Genomic DNA, 20,755 nt, shown 5'->3' on the forward strand with positions numbered 1-20,755 from the left:
AGGAGTCACGCAATGTCCGTTTCGATCGCAGGCCGCCTCGTCTCGATGCCGACGATGCTCTCGACGCTGGGCAGGCAGTGCCTGGCCTTCATCGATGGAGGCACCCAGTGGCTGGCATGGGCGATCCAGTCGCCCGGTGTGCGCTACGATTTTCCCGACGAGAGCAGCTTGCTCGACGAAGTGCAGCAAGGCCTGCATGGCTCGCGCCTGGCCTTGTTGCCGCAGCTGGAGCTAAGGGTCAGCCCGGTCAAGCTGATGACCTTGAGTCCGACCGACCTGGGCACGCTGGCGCAGGCCGAAGCCGGAGACACTGGCTCGGTGGTCAAGGCGCAGCTGCAGCGGATCTTCCGCGACAACGCCCTGTTCACCGCAAGCGACCTGGCCGCAGGCCGCAGCCTGCTGACACAGCTGAAGATCGATGGCGCCGGCGTGTTCCAGTCGTTGGACATGGAAGAAAGCCTGGCACTCCGCCAGCTGGCCGCCGACGCGCCGCCGGACAACGTGACGCCGGCACTGCAGCAGGAAGCGGCGGCATTCGCCATCGAGCAGGCGCGCACGCCCCTGGAATTCTGCGATTACTACCGCTTCTACCTGGCCTGCACCGCCACCATCGCCGCTGAGGACGAACGTGCGCATGCGGCGGCCTCGGCACTGCAGACGCTGTTGCCACAGCTGTTCACCACCCTGGATTGCCCGCAGGTCCAGGGACTGCCCTCGCCCAACGAGGTCGAACGCAGCGTTGCCGAATGGCTGGCACGCGGTCGCCAGATCGGCTTCGCGCGGCTATCGCTGGCGGCCCAGCAGATCGTCCAGCACACCCGCTATCGAGGCGACGGCGGCGACCAGGCGGCCAGCGATGCGATCCGCCTCTATTTGCAGTCGGCGCAGGCCTTCCTGGCGGCCAACCGGCCCAGCCGTGGCGTGCTGGGCCAGGATGGCAGCAGCTGCGTGTTCACCATGCACAACGACGCCCTGGCTGCACTGCTGCAGGTCAACGGCGGCATCATCTCGCTCCGCGACTTCGGTGCCGCACCTGCATCATCCACCACCTCGCAAGACACGGATGCGGAGGCCACGCAGTGAGCGCACCGCCCCCGCCTGCTGCGGCCGGCGACCAGGCTCCGCCTGCGACCAGCGCCGCCGACGCGGCGCGCGAAGCGGTGCATGCAGGTCGCGCCGCTGCCCTGGCGGCCGCACACCAGGGCATGGCGCAGGCCGAACACGCACTGGGCGAGAGGCTGCGCGCGCTTGCAGCGCAGCGTCCAACCGAAACCGCACCACTCGCCGCGCCGATGCGACCACCGCGTGCCGATGCCGTCACCCCGCTCCATTCCGCGTCCACTTCAGGAGATACCAGCATGTCCGACGATACCCAGCCCACGCCCCCGAACCAGACACCAGCCTCCACTGCGCAATCGTCAGGATCCTCGCAGATCGAAGCGGCGCTGAAAGCGGCGCAAGCCCAGATCGATCAGGCGATGGCGGCCAGCGATAGGGCAGTACGGGCGGCCATGCAGGCCGCAACCGCCGCGACCGCCTCAGCTGGCAATGACCAGGCGATCGATAGCGCAAACCAGGCACTGCAGCAGGCCGAACAGGCCGCCACTGCGGCGGTGGCCGCCGCGCAGCAGCAGACCGAGCAGGCAATGAGCGCCGGCATACCCGACTCGCCGCCGCCGGAAGGATCGCCCCCATCGACGCAGGACCGGAGCTGATGGCATGCCACAGGTCTATGCAGCGGTGTCAGATGGGGGCGGCAATTATCTGATTGCACGCAAACGCCTACTCAATCAGTGGTGGGCGGAATACGCGGCGCCGGTACTGGCGATGGAAGCGCTTGCGCTGGTATGTCAGACCAATGCGGATCCAGCGCAGGATTGGAACACTGCCCGGGTTCGGCTAGGTAACGCATACCAGGCGGCAAACGGGGTCTTGTGCGACGGGATACCCGTCTTTCCCGACGCAGCAAGCGCACTCGATCGTGCAAGAAACGCATGCATCGCCACTCCCGACGGGAAAGTGATCGCCAACAACGCGCTGTTCGCAGTCCAGAATCTCATCGATGTGACGATTGCACGCCGCCCGGCCATTCCGTTTTCTCCGTGCATCAAGGCCGATACCGCCACGCTCGCATCTAGCATCGCCGCTGCCGGCGGCAATCCCCTGCAATGGAACACCCCGCGCGCGCAGGCCGAGGCGATCGCGGCCGCGCTCGATGACTGGGCAGCCGCCCAACCACCAAGCATCGTCAATCAGGCAGGCCAATGGGCATTACCCGGTGGCGGCATCCACGACGGCGAATCTCCCGAGACTGCGGCGCGGCGCGAGTTTGCCGAGGAGACCGGTTTTTCGCTCGACAACTTGAGTGACTTCCCGAGCGATCCGCCCGTGCAACTGACCGACCCAAAACGCGAATCGTTCTGGCTGGCGTGTTTCTCGACCAGGCTTTCTCTGGATGACATTGCGACATCCATCAATCGGGCCACTGTTCCGCGCGCAAGCGGCAATCGACCGACCAGCAGCGCAGTCTGTGATTGGGAAATCGAAGGCGTGCAACGCGTCGAGAAATCGCAACTGCGCGCCTATCTGGGTACCTACCAAGTCCTGTCGCGGGCCGCTGTAAGCAACGCGGCTTACGCCCAGGCACGCATTGACCATCCGGGTTCGCCCACCCCAACCAGTTATGACAGAAGGTGGCAGGCAAGCAGACGCCATGCCATCGATTGGTACGCGCTGATCGCCATGCATCTGCAAGTCACTGTTTGATTACCCGTTCCACCAGCCCTCGCCATACGCGGAGCTTCACCATGACCTTCCACATCGGCTTTGACACCGACCGCTTTCCGGGACTGCCCGCGCTCGCCTGGTTGAAGACACAGACCGGGCTGGCCTGGTGCGGCTATTACCTGGCGCCTGCGCCCAGCCATGCGGATACCGGATGGATGGGATGGCGACCGACGTTGGTCGCCAATGGCTGGGGGCTGGCGCCGATCTATCTTGGCCAACAGAGCGCCGGTCCGGGCTCGCATACCGTGACCGCAGACCAGGGCAGCGTAGACGGCGCAAACGCGTCTTTCCTGGCCGATCAAGAGGGCTTTCCCGTTGGTGCGACGGTCTATCTTGACTGGGAAGACGGCGGGGAACCCAGTGACGCTGGAGTCGCCTACATCCGCGCCTGGATCGCGGCACTGGTCGCTGCCGGCTATGCACCGGGCCTATATTGCTCGCACGCACTGGCCGCCAGCCTGGTTGCCGCACTCGCGCCGGGGCCGACGCTGCAGGTCTGGGCCTGGCGCGTCGCCAACGCCAACACCCACACCTACGCCGGCGACATCCAGACGGTGACCGCATCCGATCCGGCCGGCTGCGGTTATGCGCAGGCCGCGCTCTGGCAGTGCGAACAGAACGCGGTGCTGTCGCTGCCGGGAACGCCCTGCGATGGTCTGCAGATCGACCTCACTTACTCCGACGCCGCAGATCCAAGCGCTCCCTGAGCAAACGCCCCCTTCCGCTTTGCGAGCCGAGACCACGCCATGAAGGAATCTCCCGAACAAGAACAACTGCGCCGTGCGATCAGCGGCGAGTTGACCAAACGGATCAACGACGCGGCGCGCTATCCCAACGTGCGCTCTGCGGTGATCCAGGCATTGGGCACCATCCAGGATCGTATCGCGGGTCTATGCATCGCGGTGCGCGAGCGATTCATGTTGCGCGACGACCAGCCGCTGGCACGCTTCTACATCAAGGGCGGCAATGCATTCACAGCATGCATGGACCTATTGCAAGGGCAGGACCAGCACCTGTTCGATTCGGGAAGCTCGGATTGGGACACGCAGGTCGCGATCGACCCCTGGCTCCCCACATCCGTGCAGGATGCGCTGCATGCGGAAATTGAGGACATCGTCGTCGATGAGATGAAGAAGGCCGGCGTCCTCATCGCCTTCGAGCTCAGTCTGCTGACGGCCCCCGAATCTCCGCTGTCGGAGCAGCTTTACCCCATTCCACGTGCGCAATGGGGTCCGAACACAGTCGACGTGAGGTGTCTGGTCACCTGTGACGCGCCGCAGACATTACGCCGGGTCTTCGAGCGTGACCGCACCGGCCTGTCCGCCTATACCGGTGTGGAGATCGCCAAGATCGGGGAGCGCGATACCCCATCCCCGCCAGGCATCGTGCTGAACGACGGGATCAAGCCATTCGTGCTCTATCGCCTGGGTTACACCTGGCACGCCAACCTCATGGAAACCTATGTCGACCGGATTGTCACGGAACCGGCAAGTCCACGCGGCATACTGATGGAATTGATCGACGTGAGCCTTCCGCGCCGCGACACGATCGAAGCGATCACGATCTGGTCGGAGATGGAAAACGGACACCTGACCATTGCAACTGCTGGTGGCACGCAGGAGCGTTGGCAATTGCCGTTACCGGACCTGGATTATCATCTGCGCGAGAATCTGCTGATGTTGTGCGAGATCGCAAGCGACCCGCTCGCACTGGGCGCGCATAAGGAAGCCAAGCGACGCGAACGTGTGGCCGCAATCCACGCCTGGTACGCGTCCAGAGCGCAGCTGCAGCATTTTCAAGACGTCCTCGATGTAATGGCGGGCAGACACGTCGGGCAAGCTGGCGACGACGCCACCGCGCTGGTGAACGCGTTAATGGCATCAGTACGTGCACGCACGTTGGGAGCTGCACCGGACTACGTCAACGGGCAACCGACCGATACAACGCGCACGCGCATCCTTGCCGCACGCTACGGCACCGGCACCCTGCTCACGCTGATGTCGGCGTCCTTCACCTCGCCGGTCGTGCTTTCGGCAGCTTTCAGCGATGATCTGCGGTTGATGAGCATCCTCGGCCAGAGCCCTTATCTGGCGATCGACCGACTGCGTTTTTCCGGCGTGGACATGGCGGCGGTGGCACGGGTGACCCACAAACAGCTACGTGGGCTGGACATTGCCGTATTCGAGCAAGCAGTCGGACGCTGGCTCGGCGAGAATGTCCAGGTCCTGGCCCAACCCCACAACACGCCACGGGTGGGAGGTCTTAGCTACGAGTGCACGCTGGTGGTGTTCGTCAAAAACAAGAAACCGCCGTTCGCAAAAACGGTTGTCGCGTTTCTGACTCTCACGACGGCTACTGCCGCGCAGGCACCCTTCCATTCCAGCCCGTCCGATCAGGGCAATGCATATGCGGCGCTGCTGGACATCGACGGTCAGCGCAAGGCAGCTGCTGCGCTGATCGGAGAGTTCGTGCTGCGTGATCTGCTGTCCAAGCAGCACGAAACCATCAAGACACTGCTACCTAACGCCTAGACCGGTGACGCACCGACTTGGGCACCGGCGTTACGGAACACACGCGGGCTCACCCCAACCAGCCGTCGGAAGCTCTTTTCGAAATGGCTCAGGTCGCCGAAACCGACCTTCAGCGCCACTTCGGTGATGCGCAGCTTGCGCTGCTGATGCAAAAGCTCCTTGGCCTTTTCGATCCGTAGCTGCTGCAGCATCGGTTTGAACGGGGTGCCGAGTTCGTCGCGGAACAGAAAGCCCAGATGCGACTGGCTGACATGCGCCTGCCGGGCCAGATCGCCCAGGGTCAGCGGTTCGGCATAGTGCTCGCCCAGATGCACCAATGCGCGCCGCAGCGCGTCGTGCAGGCTGGCAAGACGCTGGCCGGGGCGATGCGGAAGGCCGGCGATCCAGTCGACCGGCGTTTCCGGCTGCGTAGGCTCAGCCGGAAGATCGGCCGGTTGCGACATCGTCGCGCATGCATCGTGCTGCGCTCCCTGCACCCGGCCTTCCAACAGACGCGGTGCGTGGCGCTGGATGTCGGCGCTGCCGATCGGCCTGCAGGCGGCCATGACCGCCAGGCGCAGCACCACCCGCTCCAGCTCCTGGAGGTTTTCCGGCCAAGGGTAGTAAATCAGGGCGTCCATCAGCACTTCGGTGACCACCTGGCCGTGATCCAGGCCATGCCGATCCAGCACGTGCTCGACGTGAAAGCCGATATCTGTCCGTCGCTTGCGCAACGGGGTAAGTTCGATCGACAGGACATCCAGTTGCGACAGCAGCGCCCGCGAGAAGCGTCCGGCACGTACGCGGCGCGACAGATCAGCGGTCGTGGAGGCGACCACGCGTGGCGAGTCCTCGCCGTCCACGGCGGACCATGGCCCGCCGAGGCCACAAAGCTGCCCGGCCAACTGGCGCTGTAGCGCGTCGTCGAGCTCGTCCACGCCCTGCAGGAACAGCGTTCCTGCCATTGCGCGCTCGAACCATGCTGCCGGTGCGTCGCCGGGAGCGGCGCAGTCGATCGCAACGAACGGCCCCTCCCGCCAGGGTGCAGCTGCATGCAGCAAAACGGCCACCTTTTCCTTCTCGGTTCCGAACTCGCCGCGCACGATGACCGGCAAGCGACTGTATGCGGCGTGCTCGACAAATTCGTCGATCGTCAAGACCTCTTCGCTCACGCCCACGATCGACAGGGCGCGACCAAACCGGTCTTGCGCGAACGCCCGCGCGGCATCGCGCTTGATCAGGTACGCACAATACTTTGCGATCTGCTGGCACAGCGTCATCGCCTCCGGGGTCATTCGTTCGCGAGCCGGCGTGACATTCAGTGTGCCGAGCACTTGCCGGCCGTGCTGGACGGGAAAACACTGCGTGGGCGGGGGCTGGGTTTCTGCCAGAACCGGACCCGGTGGACTGTGATGCTCCACCGCGACAAACTTACATACCGCGCCGTTCGTGATCGCGCTCTGCGACAGTTGTGCAGCGATCTTTCCCAACATTTTTTCCAAGGGATCGCCTGGGAAATAGGCGCGCTGCACTACATCAAAGACTTGCTTTTCCATGGATGCTTTCGACCTGATCTACTGGCGCGCTCGGAAGGCGGCCAGACCCAAGTCGCGCCATCCCTGACCAGACCGTCGGCAAAGCTCCAAGCGTGCATTCCGCTTTTTCTACGAACGCTCCCCTCGCCCGCCCTCGGTCGATCCACCCTGATGTGAGACAACGCTCGCTTGCGGTGACTGGACGGTGGCAGGCGCAAAACGATTCGCCAGCAAAACAACCGCTTGGTGCAAGCCAGATCTGGCATTAGCACGCCGCCACAGCCCGTTCCCGACGATTCGTAGCATCGGGCTTGTCCGCAATTGGATTGGGTGCGGCGCGTCTCACTCGTTGCCGCTGCGGCGATGCGACGCTGCGACGGGCTCAAGCAATGGCGTCGTCTATAGTGTTGCGACGTTCTGCACGCGCGCGCAGGGATAATGCGCTGTCTTCCCGATGGCGATGCTCATGTCCCAGCCCGTGCCCACCTTGCGCGCCTACGACACCATCAAGCCGCTGCTGTGGCTGGTGTCGCTGGCGATCTTCATGCAGATGCTGGATGCGACCATCGTCAATACGGCGTTGCCGTCGATGGCGCGCAGCCTGCACGAAAGCCCGCTGCAGATGCAGTCGGTGGTCTTCAGCTATGCGTTGGCGGTGGCGATGTTCATCCCCGCCTCGGGCTGGATTGCCGACCGCTTCGGCACGCGGCGCACCTTCCTGGCGGCGATCATCGTGTTCACGCTGGGCTCGCTGTTGTGCGCGGCCGCGCAACAGTTGCCGCAACTGGTGGCCGCGCGCGTGGTGCAAGGCATCGGTGGGGCGATGCTGCTGCCGGTGGGCCGGCTGGCAGTGCTCAAGACCGTGGCGCGCGCCGACTTCCTGCGCGCAATGAGCTTCATCGCGATCCCGGCGCTGATCGGACCGCTGATCGGCCCCACCTTGGGTGGCTACCTGGTCGAAGTCGCCTCCTGGCATTGGGTGTTCCTGATCAACCTGCCGATTGGCGTGATCGGTTTCATTGCCGCGCTGAAGATCATGCCCGACCACTACGGCGATGCGCGCCAGCGCTTCGATCTGATCGGCTATCTGATGCTGGCGTTCGGCATGGTGGCACTGTCGTTGGCGTTGGACGGCATCTCCGAACTCGGCCTGCGCCACGCCTTCGTCATGCTGCTGGCAATCGGCGGGCTTGCTGCGCTGGCCGGTTACTGGCTGCATGCGGCCAGTACGCCGGCGGCATTGTTTCCGCTGGCCTTGTTCAAGGTGGCCAGCTATCGCATCGGCATCCTGGGCAACCTGTTCGCGCGGGTGGGCAGTGGCTCGATGCCGTTCCTGATTCCGCTGCTGCTGCAGGTCGGCCTAGGCATGAGCCCAATGAATGCCGGGCTGATGATGGTGCCGGTGGCGCTGGCCGGCATGGCCGCCAAGCGGGCCGCCGTGAAGCTGGTCGGCCGCTTCGGCTACCGCCGCGTATTGATGCTCAATACCGTGCTGGTGGGCCTGGCGATGGCCAGTTTTGCCTTGGTCGATGTCGGCCAGCCGCTATGGCTGCGGCTGCTGCAGCTGGCCTGCTTTGGCGCGGTGAACTCGCTGCAGTTCACCGTCATGAATACCGTCACCCTGCGCGACCTGGATCGCGAGCAGGCCAGCCCCGGCAACAGCTTGTTGTCGATGGTGATGATGCTCGCCACCGGTTTCGGCGCGGCGGCAGCGGGCAGTCTGCTGGCCGCCTTCAACACGCATCTGGGCGACAGCCACGGCGCCACGGCGGCGCTGCATGCGACCTTCCTGTGCGTCGGCGGCATCACCTTGTCCTCGACGCTGATCTTCTGGCAACTGGCCGAGACGCGGCCGCATCCCAGGCAGGTGGAGGAAGTTGCCGAATAGCGATGGCTGGGCGACATCGCCTAGCGCGGCGCGGGTCAATGGCGTGTGCGATCCCGGCCGCGGTACATGGCGCTATATCTGATCACGCGGGCGTTCGCGCTGCAGTGCCTCGGCGATGGTGTCGGCCAGCATGTCGCCGGTCAGCGGCTTGCGCAGGAAACTGTCGAAGCCGGCGTCCTGTGCGGTGGGCTCGGCCTCTTCGTCCGAGCGTGCGGTCACCGCAATCAACGGCATGTCGTAACCGAACACGCGCAGCTGCCGTGCCAGCGCAAAGCCGTCCAGCCCGGGAAGATCCAGGTCCAGCAAGGCCAGGTCGAAGGGGTTGTCGGCCGCTTCGGTCAGCGCGGCCAGCCCGTGCGGTGCATGCACCACCGAGTGCCCCTGCGAACGCAGCAGGCCGACGATGACCTCGGCGATGGTGGGGTCGTCTTCGACCAGCAGGATGCGCTGCGGGGCGACCGCGCCTCCGGTGCGTGCCACCTCGCCGCCGAGCGTGGCGTTGGAGGCGACCCAGCGCAGCGGCAGATCGACCACGAAGCGCGTGCCGGCGCCCAACCGGCTGATCACCTCGATATGCCCGCCCATCGCCATCGCCAGTTCCTGGCAGATGGCCAGGCCCAGACCGCTGCCGCCGTAGCGCGAGGTGGTCTTGGCGCCGTCGCCTTGTTCGAAGCGCTGGAACAAGCGTGCTTTCTGATCGGCGTTGATGCCCGGCCCGGTATCGGCCACCTCGAAACGCAGCCCCTGGTACGACCCCAGCGTGGTCAGCTTGAGCCCCACCACCCCGCGCTCGGTGAACTTGATCGCATTGCTGAGCAGGTTGAGCAGGATCTGGCGGATGCGGGTGACATCGCCGCTGGCGGTGATGTCGCCAAGCAGCCCCACTTCCAGGCTGAAACGCAGGCCGCGTTCCTGCGCCAGCGGCGCCATCAAGCCCTCCACCTCGGCCACCAGCTGGCGTACCGAGAAGGGCTCCAGGTCCAGTTCCAGGCGTCCGGATTCGATCCGTGCCAGGTCCAGCGCATCGTTGACCAGGCGCAGCAGATGCGCGCCGGCACGGCGGATCGATTCGGTATAGCTACGCTGCTTGTTGTCCAGCGAGGTCTTGAGCAACAGCTCGCTCATGCCCAGCACACCGGTCATCGGCGTACGCACCTCATGGCCGAGCGTGGCCAGGAAACGCGTCTTGGCCAACGACGCCTGCTCGGCCAGTTCCTGCTTGTGCACCGCCAGTTGCCAGGCATTCAAGCGCCGCAGGCGGCGGCGATACAACAGCACCGCCGCGGCAACGATGCACAGGGCGAGCACGCCCAGCAGGACCAGCCCCCACGGCGCCAGCCACCACGGCGGCAATACCTGGAAGCGCAGCGTCTGGCTGGCCGACCAGATTCCATCGGCGGTGCGGCCCTGCACTTCCAGCGTGTAATGCCCTGCGGGCAGTCGCGAAAACAGCCGTTCGCCACTGGGTCCGACATCGATCCAGTCCGGGTCGTAGCCACTCAGCCGAAAGCGGTAACTGTTGGACTCCGAATCGGCCAGGCTGAGCAGGCGCGCGACGATGTGCAGGTCGCGATCGTCGTCCTGCATCGTCAGCGGCTCTTGCCCGGTGATATCCAGGCCACGCTCCCCGCGCCGCAAGCCCACGCGTTCGATGATCAACGGCGGCCGGCGTGTGCTGGGGCGCATCGTGGCCGGATCGAACACCACGACACCGTCGGGCGATGCAGCCACGACCCGCCCGCTGCCGGCCTGCACCAGGGTATTGATCTGCAGCTGCTGGTTGGGGAGCCCGTCGTGCACCCCATACACACGCACCAGTCGGCTGCCGGGATCGATCCGGATCAGGCCGCGCTGGCTGGACACCCAGGCCACGCCCCTGGCGTCGACCACCAGGCCATTGGGCGCAACCATCGGAAACTCCTGCTCTTTTCCGACCGTATCCAGGTGCTTGAGCCGCTTTCCGTCCCACAGATAGCGCCGGATCTCGCCAGCCAAGCCGGTCCAGACCACGCCTCCCTCTCCAAGCCGGAACAGGTACGTCGGCAGGGACGGCGTGCCGTCGACGGGGACGAAGCGGTCGGCAGCGGGGTCCCAGCGCCGTAGACCGGCGTTATTGCTCAGCCATATCTGACCATCGGGGCCAAGCCGTATGTCCAGGATGGTCAATGGCTCCAGTCCATGGCTGCCATGGACGATGGTCCGCAGCAGCTGCCCCTCCTGGTTGCGGATCTGCAGGCCGTATTCCAGCACCGTCACCCACAGCCGACCCTGCGCGTCCTCTGCCATCCAGCCCGGTCGGTCCGCGGCACCGTCGGGATCGGGCTCGACATCCTCACGCAACTGCCAGCGTCTGGCCTGCCGGGTCTGCGGGTCATAGCGAATCAATGTTCCTTCGACGGCGATCCAGACCAAGCCGCGCCGGCTTTCGAGCATGGAGTCGGGCGGACGGGCGTCGATGTTGGCCAGGTGGGTCTGCAGTTGGCCGGTCACCGTATCGAGATATTCCAGCACGTGCCGTGAGCCGGCCAGCCAGACGCCGCCCGCAGCCGACGGCGCCGTCGCCAGCACGGACGGGTTGGTCAGCGACTGTGGATCGCCGCCGTGGGAGGCCACGACCGCAAAAGTGTCCCAATGCGGCGGCAGGTGCCACAGGCCGCCTTCGAGCGCTGCAAACCACAGCCCGCCCTCCCGATCCTCGTAGGCCGCAATCCAGTTCCGCCGGACCAGGCCGTGCGCCGACAGGCTGTAGACCGGCACGCTGCTGATGTCGGTTCCTGCAGTGGACAGGCCCAGGCCGCCGTCGGTGTCCAGCCAATAGCGCCCGTTGCGATCATGCAGCAGCACACCCATGACCCGCCGCTTGCTCACCGCCTTCTGCCACGGCTGGGGCCGCGCCTGGCCATTGGCGTCCACACCAAACGCATCGCCGACGACATCCGATACCCACAAGGTGCCGCCGTTGCGTTCCATGTACAGCCGATTGACCGCCTGCGTGGTTCCAGGCAGCGGCACCCGCTGGAAGTGCGTGCCGTCCCAGCGAGCCAGCCCGCCATGGGTGCCGATCCACAACGTTCCGTCAGGCGCGACCGCGAACCCGATCACGCTGTCGGACGGCAGGCTGGTCGGGTCGCCTGGCACGTTGGAAAATCGCTGCATGCTGCCGTCGGGACGCCGCCGATACAGCCCGTGGGCGGCCGTGCCAAGCCAGACATCGCCGTTTGGCGTGTGGGCCAGCGCCCACACCGTGATCTCGCGCAGCTCCGGAAACTGCGGGCTCTCCAGCCGCCTGAACGCGCGTGTCTTGGGCTCCAGAAAACCGGCACCGCCGTTCTCGAAACCCATCCACACCCGATTGTCGCGATCGACGCAGATGGTCCAGATCGCGTTGCTGGTCAGCCCTTCTTCCATCCGCCAGATGCGGTAGTTGCGTCCATCGAATCTGGCCAATCCGTCATCGCTGGCGATCCAGAGATAGCCCTGCTGGTCTTCGGCAAGCTCGCTGACGGTGTCCGAGGGCAGCCCGTCGGCAACCGTGATCTGGCTGGGGACCGGCGTCAGCAGCGCGCGCGAGCTCGCCCATGCAGGCTGCAGCGTGGCGCACAGACACAGCGACGCTGCCGCGATCAACCAATAGGAAAAACACAAAAAAAGGCGCACTGGACAGGTTTCACGACAAGTCGCCGCATAGTGCGGGCCACGCGCGGTGCGAGCAAGCCCGAGCGAGCTTGCCACGCCGAGCACCCGTTTTCACCCAAGGCCGAACCGGCACCTGCACGGGGTCGATCTGGTTTACCGCTGCTGCATGCGCGCCAAGCAGCAACGGTGCGACGGGGCAAGCGACGAGAGCAGCACGTCCTCCATGCTAGGCCCTCCCCATCGCCGCCTGCGCGGCCGCGCGGACTCCCTGACGGGACCGCACCGTTCCGGCTCCACGGCAGGTGGCTTCGGAATGACCTCGGAGCGGCCGACGAAAGCGCTGCGCTGCCGCCAGGGGCCGCGGCGGTGCTCGGAACCCGCGTGTGCCAGCTGTACGCTCCGGCGCTGGGCGCGCCGGCCCCAATCAGCTGCCGCGCGCTTGCCACGTTTCGTTAGCCGCCGTGAGTCGCCAGCCGGGCGGCGCGCGCATCGGCGGCATCTGCCAGCACACCTGCCAGTGCCTGTGCCAGCAACTCACCGGTGACCGGCTTGCGCAGGAAGCCATTGCAGCCGGCAGCCATCGCCTGCGGCTCTGCGTCGGCATCGGCGCGCGCGGTGACCGCGACGATCGGAAAGCGCACGCCGCGCGCGCGCAACTGCGTCACCAGTGCCGCACCGTCGATACCTGGCAGGTCCAGGTCGCACAGGCCCGCGTCGAAGCTGCGGGTACTCAGCTCGGCCAACGCCGCCAGACCATGCAGGACATGGGTGACCTGGTGGCCACGGGTCTGCAGCAGGCCAACGATCACCTGCGCCACGGTCGGGTCGTCTTCGATCAGCAGCAACTGCAATGGCGCCTGGGCCTGCGGCGAGGTTGCGCGGGCAGACGCAGGCACTGCGGGCAGCGCACTCACCCAGCGCAGCGGCAGCTCGACCACAAAGCACGCGCCCTGCCCCAGTTCACTGCTGACCGTCACCGCACCGCCCATCGCCGCCGCCAGTTCGCGGCAGATCGCCAGGCCCAGGCCGCTGCCGCCATGCCGGGCAAGCGTCACTGCGCCTTCGGCCTGCTCGAAGCGCTGGAACAGGCGTCCGCGCTGTTCTGCGCTCATGCCCGGGCCGGTATCGCACACCTCGATCCGGATGCCTTGCCCGGGGCGTTGCGGCGCCACCGCCACACGCAGGCTGACGCTGCCACGCTCGGTGAACTTGACCGCGTTGAACAACAGGTTGAGCAGGATCTGCTGCACCCGGCTGGCATCGCCGTGCAATGCCGGCGGCAGCGCGTCATCCAGCTCGCACGCAAAGGCCAACTGCTTCTGCTCGGCGCTCGGGCGCACCAGCTCGGCCACCTGCCTGATCAGCTGACGCAGGTCGAAGTCGCGATAATCCAGCGGCAGCTTGCCGGCTTCGATCCGCGCCAGATCCAGCGCATCGTTGACCAGCCGCAGCAGATGCTTGCCTGCCGACTGGATCGCGCTGGCATAGCCCTGCTGACGTCCATCCAGTGGCGTCTGCAGCAGCAACTCGCTCATGCCCAGCACACCGGTCATCGGCGTGCGCACCTCATGCCCGAGGGTCGCCAGAAAGCGCGTCTTGGCCAACGAGGCCTGTTCGGCCAGCTCGCGTTTGTGCTGGGCCAGCTGCCATTGCGCGCGCATGCGCACACGGCGGCGATAGGCGGCCGCAAGCAATGCGCCCAGCAGCAGCACGAGCAGGAAAATGAGCGCGATGCCTGCGTCACTGCGCCACCACGGTGGATTGACCGAGAACCGCAGCGAGCGCATCTGTGAGCGATTGCCCAGCGGGTCCACCCCCTGCAGCGTGAGCTCGTAGCTACCGGCAGGCAAGCTGGCGAATTCTCGGATTCCCGCGTTGCCCGAGGTCTGCCATTCGGTGTCGAAGCCTTTCAAGAAACTGCGGTAACGATTGGACAGCGGGTCGCTGTACGACAGCAGACGGCTGACGATCTGCAACTGCCGATCTCCAGGTCCCAGCTGAAACGGGCGATCCATTGGCAACGCGATGCGGGCACCATTGCGTAGCACGCTGACATGTTCCAGCTGCAGTGCCGGAACAAACGGTGCGATATCGGGCATTGCGGTATCCAGCAGCACGGTAGAGCCATCGCTGGTCGCGCCGATCAGGGTATCGCCCGCCATCAGCAGACAATGCTGAATGAACTCCTGGCTGGTCAATCCATCGCGTGTCCCGATGTTGCGTAGGCGTGTCGGCGTCACCGAAGGGTCGATGCGCCATAGCCCGCGCAAGCTGGAAATCCAGACCCTGCCACGCGGGTCGATCCGCATTGCGGACGCGTCGAACCCGGTCAGGCCGTCGGCCTGGCCCACCTGAAGCACGCGCACCCAACGTGTTGCGGTTTTCTTCCATTGTTCTGCACCGACGGCCCGATACACCCACACCATCTCCGGCGATTGGCTGGCAAACGCCTGGATCTGTGTCCCTTCCAGCCCTGCAACCGGCACGAACTGGTGTGACGCCTCGTCCCAGGCAAACATGCCGCCTTCGCCTGCAACCCAGACACGTCCGTCCGGGCCTTGCTCCAGCTGCTGTACGGCGATATCGCGCAAGCCGTGCAAGTCCTGCTGCGTGATGCGCTGCAAGACACGCCCGCTACGCAAATCACGCTGCTGCAGCATGTCGATGAAGGCCATCCACACCGTATCGCCATCCTCGATGATCCAGTCAGGCGCCGATAGCGCCGACGCCGGTTCAGGTCCATCGGACGGCCAGTGGATGAATTCACCGGTACGCAGGTCCATGCGGGAAAGGCCAAAGCTCAGATTGCCCAGCCAGACACGTTGCAGGCGATCCTCCAGCGCCGACACCAACTCCATGTCCTTGAGTTGCGACGACTGCAAGCCTGTCTGAAACGTGTCGCCGGTGCTTGGGTCGACCCGCAACAAGCGACCTTCCGCATCGACCTGCCACAAGCCACCAGAACGTGTGGCCGGGGCCAGGTTGCAATAGATGGCATCACCCGTCGGCACCGCCGGTTTGAGCACGGCTGTGCGCTTCCAGTCTGCCGGCAAATACCCAAGGCCGGTGCCATGCATCGGAACCCATAGCCCGCCATCAGCGGCTCCAAGCAGGCCAATGACATTACGGCGTGACAATGCCCCCTCTCCGCTGAAGGCAGGGACCGGTGGACGCTCGCCGCGGGTCCGCCACAGACCGCGTCCACTTCCCAACCAGAATTCGCCGTCCGGGGCAGCCACTGCACCCCAGAACTCGTTGCCGGTGCCGAACATCGTCCCCCAGGGCAGCGGCGGCCATTGATCGTCCGGGCCCATGACGTGCAACCCCGACTCGCTCCCCAGCCACAGACGGTCCCCCGCCCATTGCAGACCGAAGATGGCAGACTGACGGTTCGGTTCGTCCGGGACATAGACGCGGTGCAGACGTTTTCCGTCGTAGTACGCCAATCCACTGCTGGTTCCGATCCACAGCCGCTGTCGGTTGTCCGCCGCAAGATTCATGACCATGGCCTGGTCAAGGTCGCCATCGACCGCACCCAGATCCACCGACGACATCGCCCCGGAGGTATCGATGCGAATCAGCGCGCCGGTCGTGGTTCCGGCCCAGATATCGCCGTCGAACGCGGTGATGCTGTAGATCTCGCCGTCCTTCATCAACGGATAGTCGACCGTGCGGTAGTGCCGGAAATGGCCTCGTCCGGCATCCATGACGCTCAGCGTCTTGCCGCAGCCGATCCATATCCTGTCAAGCGCGTCGATGTGCAGCGCCTGGATCGCGTTGCAGGGCAACGATGCGGGGTCGGAAGGATCATGTCGCCATGTCCTGAATCCTGCGCCGTCGTACCGCACCAGACCATCCAGGGTGCCAAGCCACAGATAACCGGCGCGATCCTGGTGGATCGCAACCACCATGGTCGATGGGAGTCCGTCGCTGGGACCCACGATCCGGAAACGCGGAATCTCCGGAATCTTCGCCACACAGGGCATTGCGCCCAGCAGCAAGACCAGCAAAACAACAAGCGCACGCATGTGGGCATCCTTTCCACGTCCAGCCCGCATGCTCGCAACGGATCGTTGCGAGCGCAAGCCAAGCGCGCTGCAGCGGGATATGTCTAGAATCCGCCCATGACAACCCTCGCCCGCCTGTTGCTGCTTCCCGCCCTGGCCGTGACCAGCCTTGCCGCAACCGCCGCGCCGGTGCGTTACGCGCTGGATCCGGTGCACACGCGGGTGCTGTTCGCGGTCGAACACGCCGGCTTTTCCAAGGCACTGGGCACCGTTTCCGGAAGCAGCGGCACGCTGGTGTTCGACCCGGACGACTGGGCTGCGGCGCGCCTGGACGTCACCGTGCCCCTGCACCGCGCCGACCTGGGCGATGCCAAGTGGAACGAGGCCACCCTGGCCCGCAACCTACTCGACGCCGAGCGGTTTCCCGACGCGCATTTCGTCTCCACGCAGGTGGAAGCCAGCGGGCAGAACCACGCCAGGGTCACCGGCAATCTGACCCTGCACGGGGTCACCCGCCCGGTCACCCTGGATGTCACCCTCAATGCGCTCAAGCGCCATCCGCTGCCGCCGTTCCGGCGCACCGCCGGGTTCTCGGCCACGGCCACGCTGAGCCGTGCGGAGTTCGGCATCGACGCGTGGAAATCGATGATCGGCGATACGGTCGAACTGCGCATCGAAGCCGAAGCCGTGCGCGAAGGCCGCGCCGACGACGACGCGCCGCAGCCGCAGCCACAGCCACAAAACGCACCCGCCGCCGACACTGCCACCAGCCCGGAATCCTGAGCATGACCCTGAAGAACGTCGAACGCTGGGGCGGTGTCAGCCAGACCCTGCACTGGCTGATCGCACTGCTGATCCTGGTGCTGGGCATCGTCGGCCTCACCATGGGCGAATTGCCCAAGACGCCGAAATACTTCTGGGTCTACACCGCGCACAAGTCGATGGGCCTGACCGTGTTGGCACTGGTGGTCGTCCGGCTGGGCTGGCGCCTCTATGCGGGCGCGCCGCCGCCGGTGGCCGGCACCCCGCGCTGGCAGGAACGCATCGCCGGGCTGACGCACTGGCTGCTGTACGCGATGATCTTCGCAATGCCGCTGTCGGGCTGGTTGTACGACTCCACCAGCGGCCTGCGCCCGTTCCGCTGGTTCGGCCTGTTTGCCGTCCCCAAGCTCAGCCCGCCGGACGAACAATTGCGCGCGATTGCGCACTTCATCCACGAGTGGGGCTTCTGGTTGTTGATTGCCGTGGTGCTGGCGCATGCCGGCGCCGCGCTCTACCACCACCTGTTCCAGCGTGACGCCACCCTGGTGCGGATGCTGCCGCGCGGTTGGCTCTCTTCCAAACCTTAAAGGATTCCCCAATGTCGTCCAGGTTGTTCGCCTCTCCCCTGCTGGTCGCCGCGTCCCTGGTGGCCACGTTCGCCGCCGCCCCGGTCCTCGCTGCCGATTACGTGCAGGCGCCCGGCTCGTCGCTGGTGTTTGCCAGCAAATACGACGGCGAAGTCTTCACCGGCAAGTTCCCCGGTTTCGACACCACGCTGCATTTCGACCCGGCCAACCTGGCCGGCGCCAAGCTCGATGTGCGCATCCCGCTGGCCAGCGCCGTCAGCGGCAACAACGACCGTGATTCGACCCTGCAGGGCCCGGATTTCTTCAACGTCGCCAAGTTCGCCACCGCGCGCTACCGCGCCGACAAGTTCCGCGCACTGGGCGGCAACCAGTACGCCGCCGACGGCACCCTGGAGCTGCGCGGCGTCAGCAAGCCGGTCACGCTGACCTTCACCTGGACCCCGGGCGCGCAGCCGGTGCTGGCCGGCAAGGCGACGGTCAAGCGCCTGGACTTCGGCGTGGGCGGCGGCGACTGGGCCGATACCAAGACCATCCCCAATGAAACCGCGATCAGCACCAAGGTCGTGCTCAAGGCGAAGTAACGCCACCGGCCGCAACCGGACGCGGCCATTGAACGGCGGACTACCTCGTCGGGTCCGCCGTTTTTTTATGCCTGGGAACCGGATGACACCGCGCGATAGCTAGACTCGGCATCCCCCCCGGGTGTGGCTGACAACTCGAACTGGAAGCCGACAAAATGAGTTTGTTGGCCCCATCTTGTTAGGTGCAGTCAAAAGCCAAGGTCAAACGCTGAAGCCGGCCAGTTCAGCCGCGGCCGCCTGGTCGCGGAACAGCATCGACAGCTCGAAGTTCAGGCGAAATCGGTCGAGGGCGCGGCGCCCTCACCGTTCGCGGGACACGCCGTGAACCCGTCACTGGGGCTCGGTGGCGGCATCCATGCCGCCACACTATCCCGCAACCGGCGAAGACACCGCACCAGAAACTTTGCCGATTGCTCTGTTGAAAACCATACACACCGACCAGCTCGACGGGTCCTTGTCCGCCCACCGTCACGGCAACTTACGCGGCATGGATGCCGCGTAAGAGCCTACACGGACGTACTTGCGGCGTGTCCCGCGAGGGTGAGCGGGCAAGCGCCCTGCAGCCAGGCAGCAGATCGGCCGACTTGCAGCGAAGGCCCAGATCATCCGCTCCGCACCAGACCGGCACGACGTCGTTTTCAGCCGCTCAAAATCCACATCTGGCGCGTGCCGAGTGCGCGCACGCCGCATCATCGCGTGCCTGCATCCAACCACTCGCGCAACCGCCGGCTGTCGAACGGCCAGCCCAGCTCGCGCCCATCCGCATCGCGCAGCACCGGCACACGCTCGCCGTAAGCGGCCTCAAGCGCCACATCGCCGTCGACGAAGACGCTGCTGAACTCGCCAGCGCGTGCCTGCGCCAGCACTTCCACGGCCTGGTCGCACAGGTGGCAGTCGTCGCGCTGGTAAAGAATCAAGGCCATCGGGAGGTCTCATGCTGCGCTGCAGCCGTGCCGCAATCGCCGACCGACTAGAATAGCCGCCTTTACGCTCACCTCTCCGGCAAGCATGGCTGTCAGCACGTTCGACCTGTTCAAGATCGGCATCGGTCCGAGTTCCTCCCACACCGTGGGGCCGATGCGCGCGGCCGAGCGCTTCGTGCATCGCTGGCTGCTCGACGCCGGCCGCCTGCCCGATGTGGTGCGCATCCGCGCCGAAGTCTTCGGCTCGCTGGCCCTGACCGGCCGCGGCCATGGCACCGACAAGGCAGTGCTGCTCGGCCTGGAGGGCCACCGCCCCAACCTGATCGATCCGGACATCATCCCGACCACGCTGGAGCGCATCCGCGCCAGCAAGCGCATCAACCTGATGGGCCAGCACGTCATCGCCTTCGACGAAAAGCGCGACCTGCCGATGAACAAGCGGCAGAAGCTGCCGTACCACACCAACGGCATGCGCTTTACCGCCTACGACGCCGATGAGGCGGTGATCGCCACGCGCGATTACTACTCGGTCGGTGGCGGTTTTGTGGTCAACCAGGACGATGCCGCCGACGACCGCATCGTGGCCGACGAAACGCCGTTGCCCTACCCCTTCCTCAGTGGCGACGAACTGCTCGCGCAATGCGCGCGCAGTGGCCTGAGCATCGCCGCGCTGATGTTCGAAAACGAAAAGAGCTGGCGCAGCGAGGACGAGATTCGCGCCGGCCTGCGCGAGCTGTGGGCGGCAATGCAGTCCTGCGTGGAGCGCGGCATCCGCCAGGAAGGCACACTGCCCGGCGGCCTGAACGTCTCGCGGCGCGCGCCGGCCTTGTATCGCGAGCTCTCCTCCAAACCGGAAGCGGCGATGCGCGATCCGCTGACCACGCTGGACTGGGTCAACCTGTACGCCCTGGCCGTCAACGAAGAAAACGCGGCTGGTGGCCGCGTGGTCACCGCGCCCACCAACGGCGCGGCCGGCATCATCCCGGCGGTGCTGCATTACTTCGACCGTTTCTGCCCCGGCGCGTCCGAGCAGCGCATCTTCGACTTCCTGCTCACCGCTGCGGCCATCGGCATTCTCTACAAAGAGAACGCCTCCATTTCCGGCGCCGAGGTCGGCTGCCAGGGCGAAGTGGGCGTGGCCTGCTCGATGGCGGCCGGTGGCCTGGTCGCCGCGCTGGGCGGTAATCCCGGGCAGATCGAGAATGCCGCGGAGATTGGCATGGAACACAACCTGGGCCTGACCTGCGACCCGATCGGCGGCCTGGTGCAGATCCCGTGCATCGAGCGCAACGCGATGGGCGCGGTGAAGGCGATCAACGCCAGCCGCATGGCCATGCGCGGCGACGGCAAGCACAAGGTGTCGCTGGACAAGGTCATCAAGACCATGCGCGACACCGGCCGCGACATGCAGGACAAGTACAAGGAGACCAGCCGCGGCGGGCTGGCGGTGAACGTCATCGAATGCTGAGCCGGGCGCGGCCCTGGGCCGCGCCATGCCTGTCCACCCGGCGCAGCGACGCTGTACGTCCCCACGACATT

14 protein-coding genes are annotated in these 20,755 nt (G+C 65.6%); 10 read left to right on the top strand and 4 right to left on the bottom strand.

Translation table 11 applies throughout. From position 1 onward, the window contains the following. The first annotated feature begins 12 nt into the window (after positions 1-12). Genes H7A86_RS14615 through H7A86_RS14635 form a run of 5 tightly spaced genes read left to right on the top strand, consistent with a single transcriptional unit; the run spans position 13 to position 5,318 of the window. Positions 13-1,083 (top strand): hypothetical protein, encoded by a 1,071-nt coding sequence (locus H7A86_RS14615; RefSeq protein ID WP_119131166.1) that lies wholly within the window; start codon positions 13-15, stop codon positions 1,081-1,083. Next, on the top strand, positions 1,080-1,715 hold the full coding sequence (locus tag H7A86_RS14620; protein WP_119131165.1) for a hypothetical protein: 636 nt from the start codon (positions 1,080-1,082) through the stop codon (positions 1,713-1,715). The genes H7A86_RS14615 and H7A86_RS14620 overlap by 4 nt, the downstream gene beginning before the upstream one ends. Before the next feature lie 4 nt (positions 1,716-1,719). Beyond that, a complete protein-coding gene (locus H7A86_RS14625; RefSeq protein ID WP_197944230.1) occupies positions 1,720-2,766 on the top strand; it encodes an NUDIX hydrolase in 1,047 nt (348 codons plus the stop codon). A 41-nt stretch (positions 2,767-2,807) separates the two neighbouring features. Continuing rightward, on the top strand, positions 2,808-3,494 hold the full coding sequence (locus H7A86_RS14630) for a glycoside hydrolase domain-containing protein (RefSeq protein WP_119131164.1): 687 nt from the start codon (positions 2,808-2,810) through the stop codon (positions 3,492-3,494). Between the two features lie 39 nt (positions 3,495-3,533). After that, positions 3,534-5,318 carry a hypothetical protein gene (locus H7A86_RS14635; RefSeq protein WP_115677676.1) on the top strand — a complete coding sequence of 595 codons (1,785 nt, stop codon included), beginning with the start codon at positions 3,534-3,536 and terminating at the stop codon, positions 5,316-5,318. Here H7A86_RS14635 and H7A86_RS14640 read toward each other — a convergent pair. Continuing rightward, on the bottom strand, positions 5,315-6,853 hold the full coding sequence (locus tag H7A86_RS14640) for an AraC family transcriptional regulator (RefSeq protein ID WP_119131163.1): 1,539 nt from the start codon (positions 6,851-6,853) through the stop codon (positions 5,315-5,317). The genes H7A86_RS14635 and H7A86_RS14640 overlap by 4 nt on opposite strands. 445 nt (positions 6,854-7,298) lie before the next feature. Between H7A86_RS14640 and mdtD the strand changes: the two genes are divergently transcribed. Then, positions 7,299-8,720, top strand: a complete 1,422-nt coding sequence (gene mdtD, locus H7A86_RS14645; protein ID WP_104583133.1) for a multidrug transporter subunit MdtD — start codon at positions 7,299-7,301, stop codon at positions 8,718-8,720. Between the two features lie 72 nt (positions 8,721-8,792). Here mdtD and H7A86_RS14650 read toward each other — a convergent pair whose 3' ends face one another. Further along, positions 8,793-12,329 (bottom strand): hybrid sensor histidine kinase/response regulator, encoded by a 3,537-nt coding sequence (locus H7A86_RS14650; protein WP_232099341.1) that lies wholly within the window; start codon positions 12,327-12,329, stop codon positions 8,793-8,795. A gap of 479 nt (positions 12,330-12,808) precedes the next feature. Further along, positions 12,809-16,384: a hybrid sensor histidine kinase/response regulator gene (locus H7A86_RS14655; RefSeq protein WP_119131162.1), complete on the bottom strand. Its 3,576-nt coding sequence runs from the start codon at positions 16,382-16,384 to the stop codon at positions 12,809-12,811. A gap of 96 nt (positions 16,385-16,480) precedes the next feature. Between H7A86_RS14655 and H7A86_RS14660 the strand changes: the two genes are divergently transcribed. Genes H7A86_RS14660 through H7A86_RS14670 form a run of 3 tightly spaced genes read left to right on the top strand, consistent with a single transcriptional unit; the run spans position 16,481 to position 18,293 of the window. After that, positions 16,481-17,146 (top strand): YceI family protein, encoded by a 666-nt coding sequence (locus H7A86_RS14660; protein WP_119131161.1) that lies wholly within the window; start codon positions 16,481-16,483, stop codon positions 17,144-17,146. Positions 17,147-17,148: 2 nt separating this feature from the next. After that, positions 17,149-17,712 carry a cytochrome b gene (locus H7A86_RS14665; protein ID WP_119131160.1) on the top strand — a complete coding sequence of 188 codons (564 nt, stop codon included), beginning with the start codon at positions 17,149-17,151 and terminating at the stop codon, positions 17,710-17,712. Between the two features lie 11 nt (positions 17,713-17,723). Beyond that, entirely contained in the window at positions 17,724-18,293 is a 570-nt protein-coding gene (locus tag H7A86_RS14670; RefSeq protein ID WP_119131159.1) for a YceI family protein, read from the top strand. Positions 18,294-18,982: 689 nt separating this feature from the next. On the opposite strand, the gene H7A86_RS14675 is transcribed toward H7A86_RS14670, so the two are convergent. Further along, entirely contained in the window at positions 18,983-19,216 is a 234-nt protein-coding gene (locus tag H7A86_RS14675; RefSeq protein WP_119131158.1) for a glutaredoxin family protein, read from the bottom strand. An 85-nt stretch (positions 19,217-19,301) separates the two neighbouring features. On the opposite strand from H7A86_RS14675, the gene H7A86_RS14680 reads away from it, so the two are divergent. Beyond that, positions 19,302-20,684, top strand: coding sequence for an L-serine ammonia-lyase (locus H7A86_RS14680; protein ID WP_119131157.1), 1,383 nt, complete (start codon positions 19,302-19,304; stop codon positions 20,682-20,684). The last annotated feature ends 71 nt before the right edge of the window (positions 20,685-20,755 follow it).

The organism is Xanthomonas euroxanthea (genome assembly GCF_903989455.1).
GTDB lineage: Bacteria > Pseudomonadota > Gammaproteobacteria > Xanthomonadales > Xanthomonadaceae > Xanthomonas > Xanthomonas euroxanthea.